At 41.7% G+C, this 22,342-nt stretch carries 18 protein-coding genes; 17 read left to right on the top strand and 1 reads right to left on the bottom strand.

All coding sequences use genetic code 11. The features are described 5' to 3' along the window. Positions 1 to 5 precede the first annotated feature (5 nt). From DWX62_RS10220 to DWX62_RS10175, 10 genes are all read left to right on the top strand, one after another. Positions 6 to 1,430 carry a DUF6047 family protein gene (locus DWX62_RS10220; RefSeq protein ID WP_004311892.1) on the top strand — a complete coding sequence of 475 codons (1,425 nt, stop codon included), beginning with the start codon at positions 6 to 8 and terminating at the stop codon, positions 1,428 to 1,430. 4 nt (positions 1,431 to 1,434) lie between these two features. After that, positions 1,435 to 2,250: a DUF6047 family protein gene (locus DWX62_RS10215; RefSeq protein WP_004311891.1), complete on the top strand. Its 816-nt coding sequence runs from the start codon at positions 1,435 to 1,437 to the stop codon at positions 2,248 to 2,250. Between the two features lie 4 nt (positions 2,251 to 2,254). Then, on the top strand, positions 2,255 to 3,703 hold the full coding sequence (locus DWX62_RS10210; RefSeq protein ID WP_004318628.1) for a DUF6047 family protein: 1,449 nt from the start codon (positions 2,255 to 2,257) through the stop codon (positions 3,701 to 3,703). A gap of 6 nt (positions 3,704 to 3,709) precedes the next feature. Next, complete coding sequence (locus DWX62_RS10205) at positions 3,710 to 4,021, top strand: hypothetical protein (protein ID WP_004311889.1); 312 nt, start codon at positions 3,710 to 3,712, stop codon at positions 4,019 to 4,021. A gap of 29 nt (positions 4,022 to 4,050) precedes the next feature. Continuing rightward, a complete protein-coding gene (locus tag DWX62_RS10200) occupies positions 4,051 to 5,121 on the top strand; it encodes a DUF6047 family protein (RefSeq protein WP_004311888.1) in 1,071 nt (356 codons plus the stop codon). A gap of 20 nt (positions 5,122 to 5,141) precedes the next feature. Next, positions 5,142 to 6,908, top strand: coding sequence for a DUF6047 family protein (locus DWX62_RS10195; RefSeq protein WP_004311887.1), 1,767 nt, complete (start codon positions 5,142 to 5,144; stop codon positions 6,906 to 6,908). A gap of 11 nt (positions 6,909 to 6,919) precedes the next feature. Then, positions 6,920 to 8,122 carry a DUF6047 family protein gene (locus tag DWX62_RS10190; protein WP_004315703.1) on the top strand — a complete coding sequence of 401 codons (1,203 nt, stop codon included), beginning with the start codon at positions 6,920 to 6,922 and terminating at the stop codon, positions 8,120 to 8,122. Beyond that, positions 8,122 to 8,994, top strand: coding sequence for a hypothetical protein (locus DWX62_RS10185; protein WP_004318625.1), 873 nt, complete (start codon positions 8,122 to 8,124; stop codon positions 8,992 to 8,994). The genes DWX62_RS10190 and DWX62_RS10185 overlap by 1 nt, the downstream gene beginning before the upstream one ends. A gap of 209 nt (positions 8,995 to 9,203) precedes the next feature. Then, positions 9,204 to 11,096 (top strand): type IA DNA topoisomerase, encoded by a 1,893-nt coding sequence (locus tag DWX62_RS10180; protein WP_005680137.1) that lies wholly within the window; start codon positions 9,204 to 9,206, stop codon positions 11,094 to 11,096. Between the two features lie 11 nt (positions 11,097 to 11,107). Continuing rightward, complete coding sequence (locus DWX62_RS10175; RefSeq protein WP_004318621.1) at positions 11,108 to 11,326, top strand: hypothetical protein; 219 nt, start codon at positions 11,108 to 11,110, stop codon at positions 11,324 to 11,326. A 34-nt stretch (positions 11,327 to 11,360) separates the two neighbouring features. Here DWX62_RS10175 and DWX62_RS10170 read toward each other — a convergent pair whose 3' ends face one another. Beyond that, complete coding sequence (locus DWX62_RS10170) at positions 11,361 to 11,768, bottom strand: deaminase (protein WP_182423308.1); 408 nt, start codon at positions 11,766 to 11,768, stop codon at positions 11,361 to 11,363. 398 nt (positions 11,769 to 12,166) lie between these two features. Here DWX62_RS10170 and DWX62_RS10165 point away from each other — a divergent pair, with 398 nt between their 5' ends. The 7 genes from DWX62_RS10165 (at position 12,167) to DWX62_RS10135 (ending at position 22,207) form a co-directional block, all read left to right on the top strand. Then, positions 12,167 to 13,300 carry a site-specific integrase gene (locus tag DWX62_RS10165; RefSeq protein ID WP_070750369.1) on the top strand — a complete coding sequence of 378 codons (1,134 nt, stop codon included), beginning with the start codon at positions 12,167 to 12,169 and terminating at the stop codon, positions 13,298 to 13,300. 790 nt (positions 13,301 to 14,090) lie between these two features. Continuing rightward, positions 14,091 to 15,365, top strand: coding sequence for a DUF4143 domain-containing protein (locus tag DWX62_RS10160; protein ID WP_120172818.1), 1,275 nt, complete (start codon positions 14,091 to 14,093; stop codon positions 15,363 to 15,365). A gap of 31 nt (positions 15,366 to 15,396) precedes the next feature. Continuing rightward, positions 15,397 to 16,737, top strand: coding sequence for a DNA (cytosine-5-)-methyltransferase (gene dcm / locus DWX62_RS10155; protein ID WP_120172809.1), 1,341 nt, complete (start codon positions 15,397 to 15,399; stop codon positions 16,735 to 16,737). Then, a complete protein-coding gene (locus DWX62_RS10150) occupies positions 16,721 to 18,256 on the top strand; it encodes an ATP-binding protein (RefSeq protein WP_070750562.1) in 1,536 nt (511 codons plus the stop codon). The genes dcm and DWX62_RS10150 overlap by 17 nt, the downstream gene beginning before the upstream one ends. A 2-nt stretch (positions 18,257 to 18,258) precedes the next feature. Then, the gene (locus DWX62_RS10145; RefSeq protein ID WP_070750561.1) at positions 18,259 to 20,448 is read left to right on the top strand and encodes a Z1 domain-containing protein; all 2,190 of its coding nucleotides are present in this window, start codon (positions 18,259 to 18,261) and stop codon (positions 20,446 to 20,448) included. Between the two features lies 1 nt (position 20,449). Further along, entirely contained in the window at positions 20,450 to 21,436 is a 987-nt protein-coding gene (locus DWX62_RS10140) for a PD-(D/E)XK motif protein (protein WP_070750560.1), read from the top strand. Positions 21,437 to 21,439: 3 nt separating this feature from the next. Further along, positions 21,440 to 22,207: a hypothetical protein gene (locus tag DWX62_RS10135; RefSeq protein WP_070750559.1), complete on the top strand. Its 768-nt coding sequence runs from the start codon at positions 21,440 to 21,442 to the stop codon at positions 22,205 to 22,207. Positions 22,208 to 22,342 lie beyond the last annotated feature (135 nt).

Raw genomic sequence — 22,342 nt, 5'->3', positions numbered from 1 at the left:
GAAAAATGGCAACCTATATTTCTGATGATCCCAAACTATTGGACGAGCTTTTCAGGAAAGACGGTGAAGGCCAGCTCCTTGTCGGTTATGAAACCGGCAAGGAGAAACCCCATGCAGAATCCTCCTATATGCTTTATCCTGCCAATCCCGACAGGCAAGACCCTGTCTATACGTTTATGGCCTTGTTCAGCCAACAATCGATAAAAGCCAAATACTCCGCCTTCGTACCGAATACCCGTCTGGAAATCTATTCATTCCCGAAGATGACGGATGTACCGGCTATCTCCGGAGATATTTCCAAAAAGGAATATATCAATCAGGTATTACTACCCTATATCCGGGAAAAGGGACTGGCTCCTCTAATAAGTACCAATCTGAGAAATGTCCTGTTTGCGCAGTCACGCAGCGATATCCTCATGATATCGGGAGAACTTCCGAAACTGACCACACAGCAGTTGGACGAGCTGGTCCATTTTCATCAGAAGCAGGATGAGCTGGCTGCCAGGTATGATTATAATCCGGTTTACAAATTACCGCTGCATGCTGTGGAAACGTCCAAAGGAATCTTGTTTTTCAGTGATACCAAAATGGGACGGGAGGGATTGAAGAGCTTTTACCAACAGTTATCCGGCAATTATTTCTGGGTTCATGGCGAACCCGGTCCTGTCAGGCAATACAACGTCAACTGCCTGTCCGACGATATCTGTCCTTTGGTGGATGCCTGCTACCGGAAGAATCCCCAAAGCGGAAAAGGGGAATATGATTTTGATAATGCTGTATTCTCAAAAGAGGCTTTCCGTGACAGGAAACAGTGGAAACTGGCGTTTGAAACGGACATGGAGCCGAGCGCTTCTGAATTTCTCCGCCTGAATGAATTTGCCGGATGTCCTGCGAGCCGTAACAATGCGGATATCAGCAAACTGTTGTATCTGATGGAGAACGGATTCAAGCGGGATATAATAAATGATCCCGATTTCGGATACCGGAATGTCTTTCAGGAGTATGTCACCCGGATAGACGACTGTATCAACGGACAGTCCTCGGGGCCAGATTTGTCAGATGTGCTGGATGACATGCGTTGGAAAGCGAAGAATATCCTTCTGACGGATTTCGATGTCCGTGGACACCGTACATTGGAAAGGACACTGAATGACAGGAGCGTCCCGTTTCTCATCAATGGAACCGATGCCGGCGAAGCCATGAGGCAAGCCTTGCTGGAAGGAAAGTGGATCTACTGTCCCCAAATATCCAAGTCAATGCCAGATTTACATTTCCTCCATGCCGAAAAGACATGCAACCGGGTAATGGCATATACCAAATCTCCCGTAAACAAGACCGTGTATCAGGAGAAAAACGGCAAAATCATTCCATATGTACCGGCTTTGAAAAAGGTATCGAAAACGAAAAGGAACAATTCCCTCAAAATGTAATGATATGAAGCAACCTGAACAATCCTATACAGCCATAGAGACAGCCCATGGCTTTGTGTTCTTTACTGATACGACGGAAGGACAGAAAAACAGGCAGGACTTTCTGCAATTTATGGCAGACCATTACTTCGATCCCCATTTCAATCTTGGTCCGGTAAATGTTTACCGGGCAGAAGGAGTCCTAAAGGATGGATCCTATGTCAATCCGGGTGAAGGCCTGTACCCGGAATATGCTTACCTGCAGATGGATAAGACACCGGAAATGGAGCTGGTCTACCGGAATGAGATGAAGCCGACCTGGGAGGATTTCGGTAGTTTCTGCCACAATATGCATTGTACCAGCAGCCATCGCAACCGTAATATCGCTGATATTTTGGAGGAAATAGAAAGCAAGGACCGTAAATTACTGGAGCTTTCCAAACAAGGTACAGCATCGGATATCCGGCAGCAGATAGAAGAAACCGGCCAGGATAAAGCCTTGCTGGACAAACTCCTCAAGCAGTATTACGATGTGCGTGGACACCGGACTGTTGGGAACATCCTCCGCGACCCGATGGAATGTGTCACCGTAGACGGTGTCCGGCTCTTTACCCCTCACCGGCAAGTATTGGCGGCAGGGCACGGACTCTTCCTGCCGGGAGAGGCAAAAAGCAACCCGTCCCATGCCTATGCATGGATAAACGGGGATTTCACCCGGATCGTATTTTCTAAGGATCCTCCTGCGAACAAACAGGTGTTCAAAGTGAAAACAGTCATCGAAAAGGCTTTGAATAAAAAGCAGGACGTGAAAAAGAAAAGAAATACCCACCCTAAATTGTAGAAATATGGACAAGAGAAACCAAATGGAAAATCCTTTTTTCGATCCCGACAAGCCGGGAAGTATTTTTGTCGGTATGGACCGTTACCATCAGTACTCTCCCCACCAGCCCCGAAATGCCCTCACATTCATTCAGAAAGGAGATGCGGACAGCCTGTTCCGCAAATTCCTGATTGACAATATCAAGGAAGCGGAGTGCTGCCCCTATATTCCGGATACGGAACTGCTCCGGTTTGACCTGGCGAACATGAGGCAGGTTCCACCGGTAGATACCCATACCCCTTTCGAGGAATATATCAGCAAGGAACTGCTGCCGTATTTTCAAGAACACTGCATTCCCCCTGCCAAACGCATTTCCCTGCGTGATGCGGTCTATACCTATAAATACAAGAATGAACCGGACGGCGGCATATTGAAGAAGTATCTCATGCAGGAACCCGCATACTTGGAGTTTCGATTACAGCAACAGGAAAAAAGGACATTGTACCGGTGCCAGCCGCGGTACACATTCCCCTTAAAAGTGGTGGAGAATGACTTCGGATACCTTATCTTTTCCGGTAACGAGATCGGCAGGAACGGATTCAGGGAGTGCATCCGGTACATCACGGACCATTACTTCGACCCGCACTACGATACCGGCCATCTGGCCGTCTACGACAGTACGTTCATGGACAAGAACCTGGTTCCTCTCATAGATGCCGCTTACAAGCCGTGCAAACCGATGGAACTGGATTATTCCTTCGATTTTTATCCGGCATCCTATATCGGTCTTGACGAACTGCCCAAAGAATTCATCGACAGTTTAAAACCGGTATGCTACCATTCGATGGAAGCGACAGCCGGGGATTTTATAAAATTCGCCACCGACTGGCATTTCAATAAGGATACGCAGGTTTCCATCAGCCGGGAGAACCATGACATTTACCGGCTGCTGACCGTCATGCGTAACGGTTATATGAATATTCATGAACAACCGTTTACCTATTTCAATGAACTGCTGCCGTATGCCAAGGAATTTGAAAAAGTCACGCAGGTTAAATCTGCCGGCGAATTCGATACGGGAAAGTTCAAGCGGTTGTCTACGGAAATCCGGAAGGCTGCCGATGGAATTTTGAAAAGGGATTTCGATGTGAGAGGGCACCGTTCCCTTGAGAATATGTTGAATGACTCCACCGTTACCTTCACCGTCGGAAGCCGAAAACTGAATGAAGTTCAAAAGACGGCACTGGCTTCGGGATACGCACTGTATCTCCCGGAAAACAACAAGGAGGCGACAAGGCATCTCCTTTTTTGCAAGGCCGACTTTGAGCAGGGCAGAATTGAGGGTTCCTCCAAGCCCTTCGGCGTCAGGACATACGTGATAAAGGACGGACTGCTCTGTCCGCTGCCGGAAGAGAAGAATACCGTTAAAAAGACTGAGAATAAGAACAGACATAACAATAACCGTTTAAAATAAAGCGATATGATACCTAAAAGTCAGATGTACCTCGGAGCGCGGATTGTAGAGAACGATCCGGAAGAGGAAACTCCCGTTGTTCCCTATAAAGGAACAGTAACAGCCATTGAAGAAACCGGAAAAGGGGAACTGGATTACTTTGTCTATATCCGGCTGGATGATGAGTCCATGAAACAAAAAAGAATCTCCCTTTGCTGCCCGGACAAGATCATGACCTGTTTTCCATGGACTATAGACCTGGAAGAAAAACAGAAAATGGAGCAGAAAATGAAGAATAAAAAAGTTCCCGACCCGTCGAAACGGCATAGACTATCTTAATCAACCATTCATCTAAACCATAAAATAATATGAGTACATACATTGGTTTCAATTTGAACAGCAACAGGCAGATTGAACATTTCCAGACCATAGAGAATCGTTATGGCATCAATTCAGATGGCGGCAAATTTCTTTTCGGGCAGGCAGAACTGGCCTTGAAAGGCTCCTACATTCCTAAGGAAGAAGTCTATTTAATACCATATCAGGGTGCTGTACAACCGGGGAACATTGAAAGGTTCATCAAGGACATGACCCATAACGGAGGACTGTCTTGTGCAACTCATTTCCCATTGCGGGATATCGCCTTCGTTTACGAGAATACATCTCCTTATGGCATCCATAATGTGGATAGCATCCAGAGAATGCTTCAAAAGGCCAAAGACAATCCCCTGCTGAAAAAACAACTGAACGCTTACCGCGCATTCCATCAAGAAAAGGAAAAAGATATCTACAACAGGGTGATTACTGCAATAAATACGAACCAGGGAGTCCTGATGTTCAATGATACCGGCAGGGGGATACAGTGTGCGCAGAAATACCTGCAGCATATTGGCGATAATTTCTTCTCGCCGGTTTACAGGGATGCGGATAAACTGCAAATATATTATTTCAGCACTTCCAATATCAATCTGATCAAAGAGGCGTCAAAGTGTTCGAACATGTTTGAACATGGCTTAAAAAAGATATACCTTCCCCAAAAGGCTCATTTCCTGGATTCAAATATGATAGCCAACTATACCCCGGCGGTAGAATGCAGCATGGCTCCCTCTTTGGAATGTTATAACCAACTGGCCGAAAAGTTGAATCTGGGCAAGAGCCAGAAGAATTATAACATAGGCGTACTCGACCGGATCTGCAAGACCGGGCAAATCGGGAATTTGGAAAAAGACAGCCGGTTCAACCATCAAAACAGCTTTGTCTCCCTGGATGAACGGATCAGGCTGTCTTATGTGGGGAAGCAGGATGGCACACTGCTGAAAAATGCACTTGAACGGACCATCAAGGATACGGCAAAGAGAATCCTACAGACGGACTATGCGGTACGGGGCTATGAACCGCCCAAACAGGAAAAGAAAAAGAGTAGAAGTATCACCATGTAACTATTTTAAATTTCAATCGTATGCAAAAGCAAGAGATTTCAAACATTATGATTTTCTTTGTTACCCAGGACTTGGAAGGGCAACCCCGACAACTGGAGATGCACCTGATGCCGGAGAAAGAAGTATCGATGATGAATCAACGATTCACCGAATACCTCCAGCGGCAAAGGGAAATGTACAAGCCGTCCCTTGTCCAAAGCCACTTGCCGGATCTTTATCTGTGCCGCTACCAGTTTCCGGCAGGAGTAAGCTACCCGGATATCCGGCTCTTTGACAAGGATAACAGCTTGGTACAAAAATTCATCACCCGGAACGGAGGAAGCATGCAGGGCAATGTCTCATTGCGCGGACTGGAATACCTGCATTCTCACGATGAAGAAAAAAGCCTGCCCATGCTGGTAGCCAGCGGACTTGCCGACCACCTGCTTGTACAGCCGGAAGCCAAACGGTTCGCGCTGGCACAGGATACTCTCCACGACGATCCGTCGGAAACCCTGACCGCCGTGGAAACCGCCAAAGGAGTGCTTCTGTTCGAATATTCCGGCTTTGGAAAGACATGCTGCCATGCCTATATGCAACATCTGGCCGACCGTTTCTTCATTACGGACGAAGAGAAACCGGAGTTTGTCAACCTGTACAAGCTGACCCGTCCGGACGCAGAAGTGGTAAAGGCATTCCAAGCATCTCCCAATGCCTTCTCCTTATATACAAACTCTTTTCTGCCGGAGAAAGCACAATATCTGGATGCGACTATCCTGCGGAATGCCCGGCTGGACAGGAGCCACCGCATAGAACCGACATTCGATGCCTATGACAAGTTTGCTTCCTCCTATAACGTGCTCCCCAGTATTGCCAATGCCCAGATACTCCGGTTACTATCCTTACAGGAAACCGCAGGAATCTATGGGATAGACTATACAACCAGAAGGATTCCGTTCATACACAAGAATTCTTTCAACTCCCAGTTCAATGCGCTGCAGAATATTCCGGCTGAAAATAAAGGCGGACAGGAGAAGGTCAAATCACAGATCCGGGATCAGGCGGCCTATATCCTGAAACGTGATTACGGGCTTATCCCGGACAGCCTGCAAAACAAAGAGATAGACCCCATCATTTCCCTCCAGACTCCCAAAGGAGCCGTCTACCTGCCCGCCACGGATGAAGGAGCCATCTATAAACAGTGTTACCTGCAATATCTGGCTGACCGTTTCTTCACTCCGGAAGTACAGGCTCTGGGACGAATCAGAGAATTCTATATTTCCTGCCCGAACCATAGCACGGAGCATTACATGCAGAAGCATCTGGACCTTTTCCGGTCCAATCCTTTCTACGGGCAGCTGGCGAAAATGCCATTGTATCCGATAGAGCAATCCGAGCTGTTGAAGAAAGGCGGCTATCCCATAGAGCCGACATACCATGCATTCAAACAGTTTACGGAAGATTACCGGCTTTCGGTAACGCCGGAGAATGCCGAGATATTCACCCTGCTCTTTATACGGGAATACGGATTACCGGCTGATTTCAATACTAATGAAAGCTATAAGGAGTTCACCCACAAAGGAAATTTTAAACCGCTGGATCAAGAAATGTCCGAACTGCAATCCAAAAAGGGATATAGTGAAAAGGCATTCTACAATATTCAAAACAGGCAGCAGCAACTCGCGGACAAGATACTTGGCCTGAGATACAGACTGACCTGTCCTCCGTTGCAACTGACCGGACCGGCGGCTTCGGAAAAGAGAAAGACGGCTTCCCGTCAGAACAAGTCACATAATCCCCGCATCTAAAACTGATTATCATGCCTGCATGGATGGAAAAAATAAAAGATACATTCACCGCTAAAGCGGATTTAAAGAGCCTGTTTATTGTGTTACAGCCGGATAATCAAGTCTCGACTGTCATGGTCGTGTCGTATGTTCCGACGGATAAGGACTCTTTTCAGGTATTTATGGATCTGACCGCCCGGATTGCTATGGATCAGAAAACCATACCGGATAACTTATTGCTGCATTTTGAGGGAATACCTGCTAAAGATATTCCTTTCACCAGCGAACTACCGGCGAAAGACAGTGAGAAAGCCCTCAGTTTCATCGCCTCTTACGGAGGCATCACTGAAAACAACTCCGTACCTTTACGGAAAGCGGCTTATTTGAGAGCATGCCAAAGGGAACTGACGGCAGAGAATATCCGGGATCTGGACTACTCACCAGCTTATAAGTGCTTTATTGCACACGAAGATGCGATGGAGAAGATTGCGGCAGGAAAGCAAGCCAAACAGTTCTACACCATAGCTGAAACGGAACAAGGTGTCCGCGTATTCAATGACGGACTTTCCGGGACTATAAAGTTTCGGGATTACCTGCAATCGACAGCGGACAATTTCTACTCAAGCTCTTTGCAGGATGTGGAGTCATTGAATATTTACCGGATAGAAACCGTCTCCCGCCGGATGCTGGAACTCTCCAACGGGAATCAGACCACCATGCCGCAGGCCGGGATGGAAATTCTGGCGAATTACAAGCCGTCCGTCACTTTCGACATGCATCCTACGGGAGAAAATCTCAACCGGTTTGTCACAGCCGGCGCATTGGAACTCTCTATCCGTAACCGGAACATTATGACACTTCAGGACATAGCAGCCAGAGGATACGCCCATTTACCGGCAGACGAATCGTTTGCCTATAAAAAGGATTTCTTGTTTGTGGAGAAAGGTATCCGTGAGATTACCCGGCAAAAGGAATTGTACCGGGATTATCCTTTCCGGCAGAAGATGGATGAATTACAAAATGCTGCCAGGTCATTGGCGCAAACACTGTTAAACAGGGATGGAGTCCGGAAGAACTATCATCGGGTAAGCCCGCCTGTTGTTGTTTCTAAGAAAGGAGAAGCTCAAACAGCCGAAAAACCGCAAGACAAGCCCGGACTGTCCTGTGGCAATGAAAAGAAAAAGGTCAAGACAAAAACCGCTTCCGTTAAAAAGCAGGCGAAGCCCAAATTATAATGCATATGGAACTGATAAATAATACATTCATTCCCGAAAAAGAGATACCACGTAGCCGCAGGGCTGCCGGAAGGAAAGCATTCCTGCAAACTTTCAGAAACCTGTTTACCAGCCGGAATCATTTCAGGAGATTCATGGATACTTACCGTTTCAACACGATCCGCTGGAGCGCGTCCAACCTCCACGAACCCTCATGGGGAAAACGGATCGGATTATTCTTTCGTACCAAAAATCCAATCGCTATCCTCCGGGATGATTACCGGAGCAATCGCAGTAATCTGTTGAATAAATGGGAAACGTCCAGCCTGAACCGTATCCAGATGGAACTGGTCCGAATGGGTAGTATGCCTATTCAGAATAAGGACAGACATACTTTCAAAGCTCTGAACAGCATTGAAAAGAAAATCAAACAACTGCAGGAATATGAAGGATGTCCCGATATGAGCCATGAAAAGCAGCTTCTGGCAACATACAAGTACATTCTTTCTTCTCCTTTTGACCGGAAGTTCGGAGGATTGCCACCCGATGAGATTTGTGGGATGCTTCAGCAGAACGGACTGTCTGAATCAAACCTTCCTTACCAAAATTACGAAGGAATCCTCCAGGGCCGTGAAACAGTCATGTACGAACTGGCAACCGGAAAGAACGGGGAGAAATACCTCCAACCGGCAGATCAGGTGAAACTGAATGCGGGAATGTCAGGAATCTCAATGGATTTAATCAGCCGTTTTCCGGCAAAGGAAATACCCCTGCCGAATCTGACGGAAAGCATACAAGTATCGGAAAAGAAAGAGAAGCTCTCCATTCCCAAAGAACCGAAGAAAAGGGTACGGAAAGAAAAATCAAAGGTCAAGAGTGTAAAAATTAAATAGTCATTCATATTAAAAAAGAAAGTAACATGAAAACAATTTGTATTTGTGAGAAGCCCTCGGTGGCACGCAGCATTGCCCGGGTCCTGGGCGTAACGGAGAAACAGGAAGGATACTTGAGTGGGAACGGATATGCCGTCACATGAACTTACGGCCATCTGTTGGCATTGGCCCTGCCTCAAGACTACGGCATTGTCCATGTGGAAAAGGAGATGCTGCCTATTATTCCCGACCCGTTCAAACTGGTTGTCCGTCAGATTAAAACCGAAGATGGATACAAGGCTGATCCGACGGCTCTGAAACAATTGGAAGTAATCCGTAAACTGTTGGGTCAGGCTGATCAAGTGATATCCTGTACTGATGCAGGGCGGGAAGGAGAGTTAATTATGAGATATGTGCTTGAATATCTGGGATATCATAAGGAAACCAAACGCTTGTGGATATCTTCCATGACAGAAAAATCGATACGGGAAGGATTTGATAGCCTCAAATCAAGTAAGGAGTTTGACAACCTGTACCGTGCCGCTAAAGCCAGGAGAGAATCAGATTGGGTCGTCGGTATGAATGCCAGCCTGTCTTTGAGCATGGCTGCAGGCAAGAGTAACTATTCTCTGGGAAGAGTACAGACACCGGCACTTGGCATGATTTGCCGTCGATATCTGGACAACAGGGATTTTATAGCCAAACCCTATTATCTGCTACAGCTACGGACAACGAAAGCAGGGAAAGAACTCGTCTTAACCTGTACCGGGAAATATGATACACCGGAAAAACTCGATGTGGACCGTAAAAAAGTGTATGAAGAGACGACAGCCAAAGTGGTGCAAGTGGAGAAGAAAGAGGTTCCAGAAGAAGCTCCGCTACTTTATGACCTGACCGCCCTGCAACGAAGTGCCAATACCAAACTCGGACTGACCGCAGAACAGACGCTGAACATTGCTCAAAAATTATATGAAGGAGGCTACATTTCGTATCCCCGTACCGGATGTAGCTATATCACAGAAGACATCTTCGAACAAGTCCCTTCCCTCATCGGCCTGCTTAAGCAACATCCCCGTTTCACATGGCATGCGGAAAACCTCTGTAACCAGCCTTTAAACCGGCACTGTGTGGACGATAGCAAGATGACGGACCATCATGCGTTAATCATTACGGAGAACTATCCCCAGAGGCTTTCCCTTGACGAGCAGAATATCTATTCCATGATCGCGGGACGCATGTTGGAGGCTTTCTCCGGCAAATGCCTGAAAGAAACGGTATCCGTACAAGCGGACTGTAACGGCGTTCTTTTCGGGATAAAAGGAAGCCAAATCAAAGTTCCGGGGTGGAGAGGCATCTATAACGAACCCAGTGAGAAAGAAGAAGGAAGTCTTCTGCCCGAATTTCAGGAAGACGAAATATTGCCCGTGCTCGGTATTGATACATTGGTCAAGAAAACCAAACCGCAGCCCATATTCACTGAGGCAAGCCTGCTTGCTGCGATGGAAGGTTGTGGCAGAACATTGGACGATGAAAAGGAAAAAGAGGCAATGGAGGATTCCGGCTTGGGTACACCGGCTACACGTGCCGGAATCATCGAACTGCTCATTGCCAGACACTACGTGGAAAGAAACGGACGGTCACTGATTCCCACTCCCAAAGGACTGGAAGTATATGATATTGTAAAAGAGAAGATGATCGCCAACGTGAGCATGACCGGAGGGTGGGAATGCGCCTTGCATGAAATCGAAACCGGCAAAGTTTCCACGGAAACATTTACTCAGAGCATCAATTCCTATACCCAACAAATCACCTCGGAACTGCTTGCCCTGAAACTTAACCATCCGGACTTGCCACATTGTAACTGCCCCAAATGCGGAGCAGAAACGATTATCGTCTTTAACAAGGTCGCCAAATGCAGCGATCCCAATTGTGGGTTCCTGTTATTTAGAACGTTCAACGGCAGGGAACTGACGGATAATCAGATGCTCCTGCTGCTATCGGGGAAACGTACCGGATATCTGAAGTTTACCAGCAAGAAAGGAAAGAAGTATGAGGCATCACTCGAGCTGGATGACAATTACAGGATTGAGATGACTTTCAAGGATAATAAACCTAAAAAATAAAGAAGCGACTTATGAAAAAAGAAATGGAAGAGATACCGGATGAACTGAATCCGGACTTAATGCTGAATACGATTGCTTCCGAACTGCTGATCAAGATAGCCAAAGGGGAGATTGATATCCAGAAGCTGGTCAGGAAACAACTCTCGGACAGGGGAATCGATGACCAACGGAACTGGATAGGACCGGACAAGGCAAGAAAATATTGGGAGAAATATAAGATGCCTGTCTAAACCAAGTCAGTCAGGATAAGAAGATAATTGCAGGTTATTCAATCCGTTTGTAGGCCAGCCTGCAAATACCGGATCTGAAACATTTGTTCCCGGTCATTTCCCATGAGGAAGGACCGGGAATTTCTGTAAACAGACGTATGCCGTCCCCTTGGATATACGGTGCGACAAAAAGGATGATTTCATCCACCAACCAGTATCTGAACATGCTGCTTATAACGGAAATTGTATCCGGAGCCGCTTCTATGAAATAAATATCTTCATTTTTCTTTTTCCATTGTGTCAATGAGATGAAAGATACATCCGGCCCGAGAGTCTGTGTAGCACGTTCCCGTATTTTGGTGAGGCCATATTTGTTCGGATTATCCCACAAAGGGGAAGAAACAGTCCTGTCGAAGAGGTATCCGTCAAGAGTAGTGATTGCAAGTAATTGGAGTTTTGCCATAAGTATAATATTTAACCTATAAATATTATTCGGCAGAAGTATTTGAGAAAGCGTGGCCTTACCCAACTCCAAGACGGAGGTTCTGGTAAACCTATGAATAGTAGCTGTGTAAGCCACGCTATGACAAAGCATAGCATAAGCAATACACAAAAAGCCTCTATTCATTGAAATTTACCAGATTTATATAGTATAGATTGAAGGAGAAAACAAAAACTAATCAAGTGAAAATAAACAATCTGTATAATAAGTAATTACGCTGTATCTACATCTTCTCTTGTTTTACTTGATTATTGTTGTTTGGTTCTTTTTCGGTACATTTTTGTTTCTTATTTGTTCCTTAATTCGGATTATTCTTTCTACCTTTGTGGCAGGAATAACGAGTAAAGCAAGGAGGAACTATGCCACGAGTAAAGAAGCCCGCAAAAGTCAAAGAACCTATCCGTCTTCGGATGAAAGAGTTGGCCAATGGAAACAAAAGTCTGTATTTGGATATCTATCGGGACGGCAAACGGACGTATGAGTATCTGAAGATGTATCTTATCCCCGAAACGGATAACAATGCCCGTGTGCGGAATCAAACGACTATGGCCGCAGCCAATGCCATCAAATCGAAACGAATCATTCAACTTACCAACGGCGAAGCGGGTATCGAAACCCGTGAAAAGGTTTTTCTTCTGGACTGGATGGAAACCTACAAAGAGAATCAGGCGAAGCGAGGAAAGAAAGATGGAAACCAAATCCAAGTTACTATCCGCATCTTGAAAAATTATGCCGGAGAACGGGTAACGATGGATCAAATCGACAAGGCGTTTTGTCAAGAGTATATCGACTATCTATTGACTGAATATCGACCGAAGGGCAAACAAGTATCTAATTTTACGCTACACACCTATTACCGCATTCTGAACGGAGCTTTGAATGCAGCCGTGCGAGCGGAAATTATAAAAGTCAATCCTTTTACGAAGATCAACAATTCGGATAAAATCCGTCTGCCGGAGAGCAAGCGGTCGTATATGACCATTGAAGAGGTGCGGGCATTGATTGCTGCTCCGATGAAAAACGAAGCCGTAAAACAGGCTTATTTGTTCTCCTGCTTCTGCGGACTGCGGATAAGCGATATCATCAGTTTAAAGTGGAAAGATGTCTTTGTTGATAGGGGACAATATCGTTTGGCTGTATCTATGCAAAAGACCAAAGAGCCGATTTATCTGCCGCTTTCCCCCGAAGCCTTGAAGTGGATGCCGGAACGTGGAGAGAAGACATCGGAAGATCATGTATTCGATTTGCCGAGCCCAACGATGATAAACACGCTTCTCAAACCTTGGGCGAAAGCGGCTGGAATAGATAAGCGGTTTTCATTTCACACGAGCCGCCACACGTTCGCGACAATGATGCTGACGCTCGGAGCAGACCTCTACACCACTTCGAAATTACTCGGCCATGCTGATGTGAAAATGACGCAAGTCTACGCCAAAATCATCAATCAGAAAAAGGACGATGCGGTCAATTTAGTAAACGGATTATTCGACTAAAGCAACTGCCGAATTTTCTGGTTTCCCGATGTTTTTTTTGCAGGTGTAGTTTATTCCCGCGCGGGTATATATAATTCTGTTTAGTTTAGTATTTCTCTATATATAGGGCAAGAAAACTAAAGTAAACCGTTTCATGCAAACAACTGAAAAGAAATGCGGTTGAACTTTGATGACCGAAATCGTACTCTAAAACAGGATTCTTACACTCGAATGCCGGTAGCATTATCGACAAGGAAAAGGTCGTAATTCGACCGCTGAGAAATGAACGGATTATGTCGGAGAAGCAAATCCGTTCTTAACCCGCGAGAAACAATTATTGGTAACAATTTTTTCAGCTCCCTTTTGTCGGTTAAAACCTATTCGCGAATTGAGGTCTAAAATCTTCCGACCGGGAAAGGCTGTTTATCCATTTGACTGCCATTCTATAATCCGTCATATATCGGATAATCCCACCGCCTCTGCTTGCAGATTGTATGGCAGCCTACCCGACGCCGTAAGGCGGTTGGGGTATTAGGCTCCCCCGAAAGATATTTCGTGGCACACGGGCAAGCCCAAACGAAAACGGCTGTGGCAAATGCTTAATACCTAATTATGAGGTCAGAGATAGAGAATATTCCAAAGAAAATGCCGTAAATAATATCACCGCAATAGTATAAAATAATTATACGCCAAATTTCCAATCGAAACAAAGCCAAATTTCCAAATGATTTTGCGTCAAATTTCCAAATATATTTTTGAAATTGATTTGGAATACAAAGAAATAAGCTATCTTTGCAGAAAAATACGGTGTATGGAATATAAGAATCGAATAGCGGATCAACTTCTGCGTGATAAATTAGAGGCGATGGGTGCTGTATTGATAGAGGGACCTAAAGCTTGTGGTAAAACGACCACGGCTGAACAACAGGCCAAAAGTGTTATCTATATGGATGACCCTACTAAGCAACAGCAATATAGGCAAATGGCTCAAACCAATATTAGTTTTTTGCTCGAAGGGGAAACTCCTCGTTTGATTGACGAATGGCAGGAAGTTCCTCAATTTTGGGATGCTATTCGGTTTGAAGTAGATCACCGAGATGAAGACGGGCAGTTTATGCTTACAGGTTCTGCTGTACCTGTCGAAGCTAAGGAAATTCACCACACAGGTACTGGAAGATATGGATGGCTCACCATGCGTCCTATGAGTTTGTGGGAATCAGGGGATTCTACAGGTGAGATAAGTCTGTCGGAACTGTTCCTTGCCCCGGATAAAATAGGAGCCTTGAATAAACTTACATTGCCAGTGCTTGCGTTTGTTGTTTGCCGTGGGGGGTGGCCTAAAACTTTGCAAAAGAAAACAGAAAAGGCGGCACTATTACAGGCAACAGAATATTATAAAGCGATAACAAATAGCGATATATCACGAGTAGACAATGTAAAACGAGATGCAGAACGGGCAAAAAGAATTATGCGTTCATATGCCAGGCATCAAGGCTCTCAAGCAAGTATCGCCACAATCCTTGCCGACATATCAACAAATGAACCAGAGGATGTCAGCGATGAAACGATAGATGCGTACCTTACCGCTTTGCGGAAAATATTTGTAATTGAGGATATGCCGGCATGGAATCCTAACTTGAGAAGTAAAACAGCGGTTCGTACATCTGATACAAGGTATTATGTTGACCCTTCGGTTGGCGTGGCAGCCCTTGGTTTAGGTCCCAATGATTTAATTAACGACCTAAATACTTTTGGGTTATTTTTTGAAACAATGTGTATTCGAGATCTTAGGGTTTATGCTGATGCCTTAGATGGTTCTGTCTATCATTATAGAGATAAGAATGGTTTGGAATGTGATGCTGTAGTACATTTGCGTAATGGTTCGTATGGTCTCATTGAAATAAAATTGGGTGGAGAGAAATTGATTGAGGATGGTGCAAAAACATTAATGGCACTCTCAAATATCATAGATACATCTCGAATGAAAGCTCCTGCTTTTTGTATGGTGCTGACAGGCGTTGGTGATTTTGCCTATAAGCGAACAGATGGAGTCTATGTTGTACCTATTGGATGTCTGAAAAATTAATTATGACACCAAATTTAAAAACGATCCAATTATGCCAACATATAAGTTTATAGATTTATTTGCAGGATTAGGAGGATTCCATTTGGCCTTAGAGCAATTGGGCTGCAAATGTGTATTTGCTAGTGAACTCCAGCAAGATTTACGCACTTTGTATGAGAGTAATTTTGGTATGAAGTGTGCTGGGGATATTAATCTTATTAATATCGAAAAGGACATTCCATCACATGATATTTTATGTGGTGGTTTTCCATGTCAACCATTTTCACAAGCAGGAAAACAACAAGGGTTTCAGGATGAGAAAGAAAGGGGCAACTTGTTTAATAAAATAATGGAAGTTCTCGAATTTCACAAGCCTGAATTTGTATTTCTTGAGAATGTTCCTAACTTGAAATCTCATGATAAAGGAAATACGTATCGTGTAATTCATGAAAAGCTATCAATGCTTTATGAGGTAAAAGAAGATATTATATCTCCCCATTATTTTGGTATTCCCCAGCATCGAACAAGAATGTATATTGTTGGTCGTTTAAAAAGTAGAGGTGGGTTGCAAACTTTTGCATTTCCAAAACATGAGGAAAGGCCTGACTGTGATATTTCTCAAATACTAATTCCTGAAGATACAGACTATATGTCTTTACGTCCAGTCACGAGAAAGCACATGGCAGCATGGCAAAAATTCTTGGATTTACTTTCTCAAAATAAGAGTACACTACCAACATTCCCTATTTGGGCAATGGAATTTGGTGCCACTTATGATTACGAGGGGGTAGCACCTTACTTTCAGAAACGGCAACAATTGTCTGGGAAAAAAGGTAAATTTGGAGAAGATATAGTTGGAAACTCAAAAGATGATTTTTTGCAACTTCTTCCCATATATTCTCAAGGAAAACCTAAAACAGGACGACAATTCCCGGATTGGAAAAAACAATTCATCAGACAGAACCGACAATTCTATCAAGATAATAAATCATGGATTGATGCATGGATTGATGAAATTAAGCAAGAAGGATTCGAAAATAGCCATCAAAAATTTGAATGGAATTGTGGTTATGAAGAACACCCTACAATATATAATAAAATTATTCAGTTCCGTCCATCTGGAATGCGTGTGAAATTGCCGACCTATTCGCCTGCATTGGTGTTAACAACAACTCAAATTCCTATAATTCCGTGGTTGATAACTCCCAATGGAGAAAAAGGTCGGTACATGACAAGAAAAGAAGGAGCCAAACTTCAATGTATGGAAGAATTGGCGGAATATCCTGATACGATTGCCAGCGCATTTAAAGCTTTTGGAAATGCGGTTAATGTAGAAGTTGTAAAACGTATTGCAATAAATTTGTTATTTGATGGAAATGAAACAAATAAATAAGGTGTCAATTGCATTAAAACCCAATGTATATAGTACATTTCGAAATTTAAACAATACCGTCTCAAATACATTGGGAGAGTATGTAGATAATGCAGTGCAAAGTTTCTTGAATCATAAAACAGAATTATTTGATTTAGAATCTAATTACAAACTTCGCATTGAGATTTCTGTTGATTGGGAGAATAGAACAATTTTAATATCTGACAATGCCGCAGGTATTGATGCTGTAAACTATCAAAGGGCTTTTGAGCCTGCGCATATTCCATTGGATGACACCGGCTTAAATGAATTTGGAATGGGTATGAAAACAGCATCTGTTTGGCTCGCAAATAAATGGTGTGTATATACAAAAGCTTTAGGAGAAGATGTTGAACGTTTTACTGAATTTGATTTACAAAAAGTAACAACAGAGGAAAAGGAAGAACTTGTTGTGATTGAGAAAAATGCTCCAGCTAATGAGCATTATACAAGAATAATATTATCTCAATTATCCACAAATGCGCCAAAACCAGGGCAAATGGAAAAGATACGCAGACACTTATCAAGTATTTACAGACAGTTCCTTAGAACTGGGAATGTTGAGATCATTGTAAATGGTCAAAGTCTTGAAGCACCAGATTATGGAATACTTTATGCCCCTTTCTATAAAACTCCTGATGGTGAAAATATTCTTTGGAGAAAAGAAATAGATTTTGAAATGGGGGAATATAAAGCAAAAGGATTCATAGCAATACTTGATAAAATCCAAAATGGAGCAAATGGTTTAGTGTTAATGCGTCGAGGTCGAGTAATTGTTGGAGGAGGAGATGAGAGGTATTTCCCAACTGTTATATTTGGACAGTCTGGTAGTTTTAGATACAGACGTTTATTCGGAGAAATTGAATTAGAGGGTTTTGAAGTATCATTTAATAAAAATGGTTTCAGAGAAGAAGAAGATTTATATCTTTTTATGGACGCCTTAAAGGATGAATTAAAAGCGGACAATCTGAATATTCTTGGGCAAACGGATAATTATAGACAACGCGGTAAAGATCAATACACAAAAATCTCCAAAGCTATAAAAAAGGACTTGGAAAAGAAGGCAAAACCCAAACAACTATCTCGTCAAGTTAGTGAAGTGGAAGCCAAAATTAGCAACCAACAATATTTGCAGAAAAACGAAGATGTAATTATAAATGCAAAACCACTTGATAGCTATAGTGAATCTTTTCAATACAATGGGAAAAATTATATCCTCACAATGGATTTGGTAACTGAAACAGAAACTGATTCTTTGTACTCTGTAATTACTACTGACACAGAAGAAAATCTATTTCTTGATACCAAATCAATATCATGCAAAATTAATTTAGCACATCCGTTCTTTACGAGATTTGAGCATTTTAAAAAAGGACAGGACTATGCACCGATAGTTGCTATTTTTAAGGCATTGACGTTAGCTGAAATTATGGCACCAGATAAAGGCACTAAATTCGCATCAAATTTGCGTATATTATTTAATCAAAATATTTTGCAGTAGTTATGGAAATAGAAATACTCAATACTCATAAAAATGATTTTTCTCCAGTCATAGGGGAACGAACAATGGAATTATTGTCTCGTTTTGGGCAAAAATTAGATGAAGATGGCATCGATACATTGAGTTCTGAAACAATTGAAATCTTATCGCATTGTACAAACCCCTACAAAAATGAAGTGCAGTCTGTAACCAATCTAGTGGTAGGTTATGTACAAAGTGGTAAAACCATGTCTTTCACAACGCTTTCTGCACTTGCTCACGACAATGGGTTTCGTATAATTATATACTTTGCCGGAACTAAAAACAATCTTCTTTCTCAGACCACTAAACGATTAAGAAAGGATTTAATTAATGGAAGTGCAAATAGCGCATACTATAAACTTTTTGAAAATCCGACTTTAGAATATGCGCAAAGGATACGCAATGCTTTGAATATTAGTTCTAAACCAACTATTTTGATAACAGTGCTTAAACATCATAAGTATATCTCAGACTTGGCTGCAATGTTTAATTCCATGCAACTTAAACAGACATTAGGAAAAGCAGGAGTTTTAATTATTGATGATGAAGCTGATCAAGCAAGTCTGAATGGCTATGCTTACAAAAATAGTAAATCAGAAGAATGGGAAGATGATGAATATACAACTACATATAGTAGTATCATGAAATTAAAGGGGGCTTTGGCAAACCATTCCTACATACAATATACGGCAACTCCGCAAGGACCATTGTTAATAAGTATAATGGACTTACTATCACCTAAGCATCATACTGTTTTGACTCCTGGCAAAACTTATACTGGTGGCAAAACTTTTTTTTGTGATGAGCCAGGTTTAATCATAACAATTCCTGAAGGAGAAGTTTTTCATTCAAAGCACAATAACCTTGCTGATTGTCCGGATTCACTTGTAAACGCCTTACAGTTACATTTAATGGGTGTTGCTATCATAGTAAAACTTTTACAGAAAGAATCTTTTTTATCTATGATGATACATGCGGATAGAGATCAAGATGCGAGCGAGAAATTTTATAGATGGATAAAAAATATCATTGATGCATGGTCGAATATTTTAGCTAATGGAGAACAAGACCTGGGCTACCAAGAATTGAAAGATAGCTTTGCAAAATGTTATCCAGAATCTATACGGATGTATGAAGCTCACAATGAGTCAGCCCCATCCTTTGAGGATATCTGGTGCTGTATAGATGATATCATTCTTGACACCAATGTTGAATTAGTTATAAGCAGGAATAAGAGACAAGGTGAAAATAAAGAGATTGATTGGGCTAGCAGTTGTTCTCACATATTGGTTGGAGCAGATATGCTTAATCGGGGTTTTACTGTAGAGCATCTTGCAGTAACATATATGCCGAGATGTAGTGTCGGAAAATCTACCGCAGATACAATTCAACAGCGATGTCGTTTTTTTGGATATAAGCAAAATTATCTTTGGTCATGCCGTGTGTTTTTACCTTTTGAGGTAATAATTGAATACAAAGAATATGTAGAGCATGAAGAAGAAATGAGAAAATGGCTTCTCGATAATAAAAACCTTGAAGATGTTGAGCGACTACTATTAATCTCTAATAGATTAAATGCCACGCGAAAAAATATCTTATCTAAACATACTGTAACAACAAAATTGAATGGATGGCGTAAAATGAATGCGTTCCAAGCAATTGATGAAAATACCACATTTGTAAACCGCTTCCTTGCAGATGTAGAATTGAAATTGTTTGAGAATTATGGTACGGACGATCGAAATCATGGATATGTCAAGCTTCCAATTCAGAGAATCATTGAATTTTTAACAGAGTTTAAATTTCAGAATATGCCTGATGCTGCAAGAAAAGAGGCAACTTTAAGATATATAAAATACTTAAGTACCAAAAAACAAGGAGCATTAGAGTACGCATATATCATACAAATGGCATATAGAGGAATACCCCGCGAACGTGCTTTTGATATTGATACATTTAGAATAAATAATTTGCATTCTGGACGTTCGATGTCCGGTAGTACCGTATATCCTGGTGATGCGAATATAAAATTTGAAGACTCAATTTGTATTCAGATTCATCATGTAAAACTAAAATGCAATTCTACTCAATGGGCGGGACGAACGGCTTATACTTTGGCGATATATTATCCGGAAGAATTCGCAATCAATTATGTAGAAACAGAAGAATAATATGAAAGTATCACTTCATTCCATATTTAGTAAACTACAAACAAAAATTTTGACGGAGCATAATTGTTATGCTGCTGATAATATTCCTTTTTCTGATACGCATAAAATAGGCATATCTTATGAGGGGTTTCCAATCTTTTTTATTGCTAGTTCGAATATTAGTTCGCTTTCGAACATAAAATTGGATTTAATCTCTATTCAATTCAATCAATTATGTAGATTGAAATTGTCAAATACGGATAAACCGATAGAGAATTACTATACAATAGTTGCATTGCAAACAGAGAATGTCGATTATATCAATTATTTCATAGATGTAGTAGAAATTGTATTAAGTAAATTAGGCAATTATCCTACTCAAAAACAACTGCATGATGAAATACAAAAATTGGTTGATTTATTTCGATGCTTTAATTTACCTCCACAAAAAACAATTCAAGGCTTATGGGCGGAGTTGTTTGTTATATCTATAGCCAGTAATCCGGAATATTTATTAAAAGCATGGCATTCTTCATTAAATGATGTATATGATTTTAATGATGGAATAGATAAAATAGAGGTAAAAAGCACATCTAAATCTCATAGAATACATAAATTTTCGTATGATCAATTATCTCCCACTGAAAACACCAATTTGATTATATCTTCGATCTTTGTTATTCAATCTGGAATAGGAAAAAATATCTTTGATTTAAAAGAGGACATAGAGACTCAAATTTGTTCATTGGAATTGCGGTATAAGTTAAATGAAATTATATTTCGAACATTAGGTTCTGAATTTGAAAAGGTATATGATGTTTATTTTGATTATCAACAGGCAGTAGATTCCTATAAACTGATTCCTGCTATATATATACCGTCATTGAATAGTGAAAGTATTCCGAATGAAATTACTAATATCCATTTCGATTGTGATTTATCACAAATTGATGTTCCGGATAATATTGCTGCAATATACCCACATAGTAAACTATTTTCAAGTTTATAGCGTATGATGAATGAGAAAGTTCTACCAGAAACATTGCTTCAGCTAATGTTGAATGTACTTGCAAAAGCAGACAGTTTTCAATATATAAGCGGAATACAACCCTTTTTAATGTCGTTAAAAGGGAGGAAATATTATGTGTATGTAAAAAATCTTTCTTCTGCATATTTTAAAGATAGACCTGATACGACACGAGCTCAACTACCAATAAAAGATGAATTCTCAGAAATAAAGGAATCTGCCTATCCTTTCATTTTCTTGGGCTATGATAGAATAAATGACGTTTTAGTATGTTGGAATTTTCATATTGCTAAAAAACGATTAAATGAAAGAAAGAGCGTGTCGTTTTATTCACGAACATTTTTTCAAGAAGAAGTTTCTCCAGGCGAATTATTGCGTAAGCGATTGAAAAATGATGATGAACCAGTCTTTTTTAAGCGTAAGGACTTATTGATGTTTTTTGAGAATATAGATTCATTTTTCGAAAATTCATCTCCTAAGGCACAAGTGATAACTCATACTCCATCTATCGAGAATGGTAAGATTACAACTATTTCAGATGTCAAGTTACTAGAGAAGCTAAGACCCCTTTTAGCTATAGATACACCCCATACCTTGGAAGCAATAAAAGTTGTGCAAGCGCATTATGGAGATAGTCCTGAAATGAAGTTTCGAGACTGGGCTAATTTGGTTAAAGCAGTAAAATTTGACCAAGAAAAAACAATAGATACGGTTAATTGCGAATTAATTAGATTACCTTCCACAAAGCAGTAGAAGTAACTTTATAAGGAATAAAATGGGGCAAACAAACCTGTATTCATTTCTATCCGATAAATTATGATATTATTGCATCGAAAAGAGAAAAACACATGGTGAAAATTTCTTCTCTTTTGGCTGTGCATATGTGTA

Origin of the sequence: Bacteroides sp. AF20-13LB (genome assembly GCF_003603065.1) — a bacterium.
Lineage (GTDB): Bacteria > Bacteroidota > Bacteroidia > Bacteroidales > Bacteroidaceae > Bacteroides > Bacteroides uniformis.
Note: the sequence above shows the minus strand (reverse complement) of the source record. Positions and strands in the feature narration are given on the sequence as shown.